General features: G+C 61.3%; 5 protein-coding genes and 1 pseudogene. 4 read left to right on the top strand and 2 right to left on the bottom strand.

Annotated features, from left to right (window positions below):
- Together VZ95_RS10410 and VZ95_RS10405 are read right to left on the bottom strand one after the other, a co-directional pair.
- On the bottom strand, nucleotides 1-443 hold a 443-nt coding region (locus VZ95_RS10410; RefSeq protein WP_045775779.1), incomplete at its 3' end, for an efflux RND transporter permease subunit.
- A gap of 64 nt (nucleotides 444-507) precedes the next feature.
- On the bottom strand, nucleotides 508-1,683 hold the full coding sequence (locus VZ95_RS10405) for an efflux RND transporter periplasmic adaptor subunit (protein ID WP_045775778.1): 1,176 nt from the start codon (nucleotides 1,681-1,683) through the stop codon (nucleotides 508-510).
- A 292-nt stretch (nucleotides 1,684-1,975) separates the two neighbouring features.
- On the opposite strand from VZ95_RS10405, the gene VZ95_RS10400 reads away from it, so the two are divergent.
- The 4 genes and pseudogenes from VZ95_RS10400 to VZ95_RS10390 all read left to right on the top strand — a co-directional run bounded on the left by VZ95_RS10400 (nucleotide 1,976) and on the right by VZ95_RS10390 (nucleotide 5,127).
- On the top strand, nucleotides 1,976-3,142 hold the full coding sequence (locus tag VZ95_RS10400) for a phosphoserine transaminase (protein ID WP_045775777.1): 1,167 nt from the start codon (nucleotides 1,976-1,978) through the stop codon (nucleotides 3,140-3,142).
- 61 nt (nucleotides 3,143-3,203) lie between these two features.
- Nucleotides 3,204-4,529 (top strand): annotated as a pseudogene (locus VZ95_RS10395) (NAD(P)-dependent oxidoreductase).
- Nucleotides 4,530-4,570: 41 nt separating this feature from the next.
- Nucleotides 4,571-4,792 (top strand): ACT domain-containing protein, encoded by a 222-nt coding sequence (locus VZ95_RS29760; protein ID WP_456297695.1) that lies wholly within the window; start codon nucleotides 4,571-4,573, stop codon nucleotides 4,790-4,792.
- Between the two features lie 143 nt (nucleotides 4,793-4,935).
- Nucleotides 4,936-5,127: a hypothetical protein gene (locus VZ95_RS10390; RefSeq protein WP_045775776.1), complete on the top strand. Its 192-nt coding sequence runs from the start codon at nucleotides 4,936-4,938 to the stop codon at nucleotides 5,125-5,127.
- Nucleotides 5,128-5,221 lie beyond the last annotated feature (94 nt).

The raw sequence follows: 5,221 nt of genomic DNA, 5'->3' as shown, positions 1-5,221 counted from the left end.
TCGGGCGAGAGCATATGCACGACCATCATCAGGTCCGGCGAGCTTTTCAGCACGTTCACGCCGAGGCGGCGAACCTCTTCAGGCAAGCGCGGCTCGGCGATGGAAACGCGGTTCTGCACCAAAACCTGCGCTTGATCGATATTCGTGCCCGGTTTGAACACCACGTTGACCGAGAGGCGACCGTCGCCGGTGGATTGGGAACTGATATAGAGCATCCCATCGACGCCGTTGACTTCCTGCTCAATCGGTGTTGCCACCGTATCGGCGACGACGCGGGCGTCGGCCCCCGGATAGGCGGCGGTGATATTCACCGTCGGCGGCGCGATTTCGGGATATTCGGCAACCGGCAGGCGCGTTTGCGCAATCCCCCCAGCAATGGTGAGAATGATCGAGAGCACCGTCGCGAAAATCGGGTGATCGATGAAGAAATGCGTAAAGCGCATTGCCAAATCCTATCCAGCAAACCCTGGTGATTCTTAGTAAAACAGCGTGTTGAAACGCGGGCGGTTAGCGCATCCCGGCTTTAATTTCGCCCGGAATCGGCGTTACCGGCGCGCCGGGGCGCACGAAGGGATTGGCGAGCCCGCCGATAATCACCTTCTCATCGCCCTTCAGCCCGTCGCGGATCACCCGCAGCCCATCGGCGAGCCCGCCCAGGGTAACGATTTTCGGCACGACCTTATTCTCTGGCCCAATCGTCATCACAACTTTGCGCGCCTGATCGGCAACGATGGCCGAATCGGGCACCAGCATCGCATCGACATCGCCGCCCCACAGGCGCAGGCGACCGAAGCTGCCCGGCGTGAGGAACTGATCGCTATTTTCGAACACGGCGCGGCCCCGGATTGTCCCGGAGCGGCCGTTCAACTCGTTATCGACGAAATCGAGCCCGCCCTGGCGCTTCCATTCGGTTTCATCGCCGAGACGGACCTGAACGGGAATCGCGCCATTGCTATCGCGGTTGGACGGGCGCTGGCCGGATTTGGAGAGGCGCGCGTAGCGGATGTAATCGGCTTCCGACGCATCGAAAACGAAATTGATCGGATCGTTGCGTACGATGGTGGTCAGCACCGTCGCGCCCTGACCGGCGGCGACCAGATTGCCGACATCGATGCGCTTATCGGAAATCCGTCCGCTGATCGGCGCGCGTATTTGCGTCCATTCCAGGTTCAGCGCGGCGGTTTTCACGGCCGTTTCCGCCGCCGAAAGTTGGGCGCGGGCGATGGACAGGTTCGCCTGCCGCTGATCGAGGTCGCGTCCCGTGATGTTTTGATTGCGGATGAGCCCTTCGGCGCGCGCTACTTCCGTTTCGTTCAGCTTCACCTGGGCGCGGGCGCGGGCCACATCGGCGCGGGCGGAGTCGAGTGCCAGCTCGTAAGCGCGCTGGTCGATGGTGAACAGAAGATCGCCTTTCTTCACCACCTGCCCGTCGCGGAAATGCACCTGCTCGATATAGCCCGACACGCGCGGGCGCAGATCGACGCGCTCAACCGCTTCGAAACGGCCAGTATATTCGTCCCACTGCGTCACCTTTTGCGTGAGCGGTGCGGCCACGGTGACCGGCGGCGCGGGCGGGGCTCCTTGGCCCTGGGCCGTCAGCGGCGCAAGACTAAGCCCGGCCAGCATCAGCGCGGCGGGGCCAGAAGCGAGTTTCGAGAAGCTATTCGACGGAAAAAAGCGCATCGCACACCCTGTTGATGGTGCCCCACAGATTCGCGCGAGGGCTAGAATCTGGTACAAAAAGAGACCGTATGAGGGAAGCTTAACGCCGTCAACCTGATTGTGTTAAGTTTTCCCTAATCGGATGCTTCGCACTGCACTGTATCGGAATTTCACGCGGGCGCAACTAGACGCGCGCGCGTAAGCGAAATTGATGCGTGCGTAACGTTTGACGGGGATTTGGCCTTTCGCTACCGTTCGCCCCGGCGCGACGCAGCGGTCGGAAAGCGCGCCACCGACCCCTTGGAGAGTAAATATGACGACGCCCGTAATCCGTCCGAAATCCCCCTATTTCAGCTCCGGCCCCTGCGCTAAGCGCCCCGGTTGGACGCCGCAAGCCCTGGAGAATGCCGTTCTCGGGCAATCCCATCGCGGCAAAGCCGGTAAAGCGCGGCTGGCCGATGTTATCGACCGCACCCGCGCCATCCTCAACGTTCCCGCCGATTACCGCATCGGCATCGTGCCCGCTTCCGATACCGGTGCCGTGGAAATGGCGCTCTGGTCGCTGCTCGGCGCGCGCCCGGTCGATATGGTCGCCTGGGAAAGCTTTGGGTCCGAATGGGTGACGGACGTGGTGAAAGAGTTGAAAATTCCGGGCGCACGCACGCTGAAGGCGGCTTACGGCGCGCTGCCGGACCTTGGCCAAGTCAATAAAGACCATGATGTCGTCTTCACCTGGAACGGCACGACCTCCGGTGTGCGCGTGCCCAATGCTGATTGGATCGCCGATGACCGCGCGGGCCTGACCATTTGCGACGCCACATCGGCAGCCTTCGCGATGGATTTACCCTGGGCGAAGCTGGATGTGACGACCTTCTCCTGGCAGAAGGTCTTAGGCGGCGAAGGCGCGCACGGTATTCTGATTCTCAGCCCGCGCGCGGTGGAGCGGCTGGAAAGCTATACCCCGGCGTGGCCGCTGCCGAAGATTTTCCGCCTCACCAAGGGTGGCAAGCTGATCGAGGGCATCTTCAAGGGCGAGACGATCAATACCCCGTCCTTGCTCTGCGTTGAAGATTACCGCGATGCGCTGGTGTGGGCCGAGCAGGTCGGCGGGCTGAAGGGCCTCATCGCCCGCTCGGAAGCCAATCTGGCGGCCATCACTGCCTGGGCCGACAAGACCGCTTGGGTCGATTTCCTGGCCGACACTGCGGAAACCCGCTCCTGCACGTCGATTTGCCTGAAGATCGTCGATCCCTGGTTCACGGCGTTGGCGGCGGACGCGCAGGCGGAAGTGCCGAAGCGCCTTGCTGCCAAGCTCGAAAAAGAAAAGGTGGCCTTTGACATCAACGGCTACCGCGATGCGCCGCCGGGCCTGCGGATTTGGGGCGGCGCGACGGTGGAAACCGCCGATATCGAAGCCCTCACCCCGTGGCTGGATTGGGCCTATGCGGAAGTGAAGGCCGAACTGGCCGTTACCGCGTAACGCTTCCGACCTCTTTTCTTTAGAAATTCTGCGCGACCCGTGACATGCGGGTCGCCCGCCAATGAGGTTTGCCATGCCCAAGGTTCTGATTGCCGATTCCCTCAGCCCGCGCGCGGTCGATATTTTCAAGACGCGCGGCATTGAGGTCGATGTAAAAACCGGCCTGAAGCCGGACGAAATCAAGGCGATTATTGGCGAGTATGATGGTCTTGCCGTGCGCTCGGCCACCAAAGTCACCGCCGATATTATCGCCGCTGCCGGGAAGCTGAAGGTCGTTGGCCGCGCCGGGATTGGCGTTGATACGGTCGATGTTCCGGCGGCGACCCAGGCCGGGATTGTGGTGATGAATACGCCGTTCGGCAATTCCATCACGACAGCGGAACACGCGATTGCACTGATGTTCGCCCTCGCCCGCCAACTCCCGCAGGCTGATCGGTCCACCCATGCCGGTAAGTGGGAAAAATCGAAGTTCATGGGCGTCGAAGTCACCGGCAAGACGCTGGGGATTATCGGCTGCGGCAATATCGGCTCCATCGTCGCCGAACGCGCCGTGGGCCTGCGCATGAAAGTGGCGGCCTTCGATCCGTTCCTCTCGGCGGATCGTGCCAAGCGCTGGGCGTCGATAAGGTCGAGTTGGACGAGCTGTTCGCCCGCGCCGATTTCATCACCCTGCACACGCCGCTGACCAATGAAACCCGCGATATTTTGAATGCGGCGGCTTTCGCCAAAATGAAAAAGGGCGTGCGGATCATCAACTGCGCGCGCGGCGGTTTGATCGTCGAAGCCGATCTGAAGGTCGCGCTGGAGGCGGGGCAGGTCGCCGCCGTGGCGCTCGATGTGTTCGCCGTCGAACCCGCCAAGGAAAACGCGCTGTTCGGGATGGAAAACGTCGTGGTCACGCCGCACCTCGGCGCGTCGACCAACGAAGCGCAGGAAAATGTCGCGCTGCAAATCGCCGAACAGATTTCCGACTTCCTCTTGGATGGGGCGGTAACTAATGCCGTCAACGTGCCCAGCGTGTCGGCGGATGAAGCGCCGCGCCTGACGCCCTATATGCGCTTGGCCGAACAATTGGGCTCGCTCGCAGGTCAATTGCTCACCTCGGGCATCAAGGGCGTGACGGTGGAATTCCACGGCGAAGCCAGCACGATTAACACCCGCCCGGTTACGGCAGCGGCGCTGACGGGCCTGCTGAAGCATGCGCTGGAAGAGGTGAATATGGTCTCGGCCCCGGTCGTCGCCAAAGAGCGCAATATTAAAATCGCCGAACTCAAGCGCGATACGGCGGTGGATTATCACACGCTGGTGTCGCTGACGGTCGAAACCGATACCGGCGCGCAAACCTTCCAAGGCACGCTGGTCGGCGCCACCCTGCCGCGCATCGTGAAGCTCGATAATGTGCCGCTGGAAGCCGAATTGGGCCAGCATATGCTGTTCATCCGCAATCTCGACAAGCCGGGGTTCATCGGCGCGCTCGGCGGGCTGCTCGGCGATGCGGGCGTCAATATCGCCACCTTCCACCTGGGCCGCAGCGCGCCGGGGGCCGAAGCCGTGCTGCTGACCGAGGTGGATCAACCGATCCCGGCGGCGGTTCTCGATAAAGTCCGCAAACTGCCGCAAGTGGTGGAAGCCCGCGCGCTGGAATTTTAAGCTTTTACGAAGCTTATGGGCTGAAGCCGGAGATCCGAAAGGGCCTCCGGCTTTTTTACGCCCTGGCAAACGTCTCAGGCGGGTGGATTGCCCAGGCCCGCCGGGTCTGCTAGCTGTAGAGGATAAAAACCGGGAGAAACGCCGTGGCCTCTATTTTTCACCTATCCCTCGGCGCGCACGCACGCCAAGCGCCGCTGACCGCTGCGTTCTTTACCGTGCTGTCGCAGGTATCGGGGTTTCATGAGAGTTGGGAAGCCTCAATCCTCTATGGGATTGCGCTATCTATCGGCATGCACGCCATCGTCTATGGGATCGGCTGGGTGATGCGGCGCTAAAAAAGCGGCTACTGAAAACGAGTTAACACGCCTGAAAATATTCAGGGTCTCTACAATATAGTCTCTTAGAGTGTATATTGTAGAGACCTGGGCA

Origin of the sequence: Elstera litoralis (assembly GCF_000963705.1) — a bacterium.
GTDB lineage: Bacteria > Pseudomonadota > Alphaproteobacteria > Elsterales > Elsteraceae > Elstera > Elstera litoralis.
The sequence above is the reverse complement of the archived record's forward strand: the minus strand, read 5'-3'. Positions and strand labels throughout refer to the sequence as shown.

What these genes read in the sequence shown, in the direction of transcription:
- VZ95_RS10400 (WP_045775777.1), top strand. Translation starts at nt 1,976, where the DNA reads ATGACGACGCCCGTAATCCGTCCGAAATCCCCCTATTTCAGCTCCGGC.
- VZ95_RS10405 (WP_045775778.1), bottom strand. Translation starts at nt 1,683, where the DNA reads ATGCGCTTTTTTCCGTCGAATAGCTTCTCGAAACTCGCTTCTGGCCCC.
- VZ95_RS29760 (WP_456297695.1), top strand. Translation starts at nt 4,571, where the DNA reads ATGCTGTTCATCCGCAATCTCGACAAGCCGGGGTTCATCGGCGCGCTC.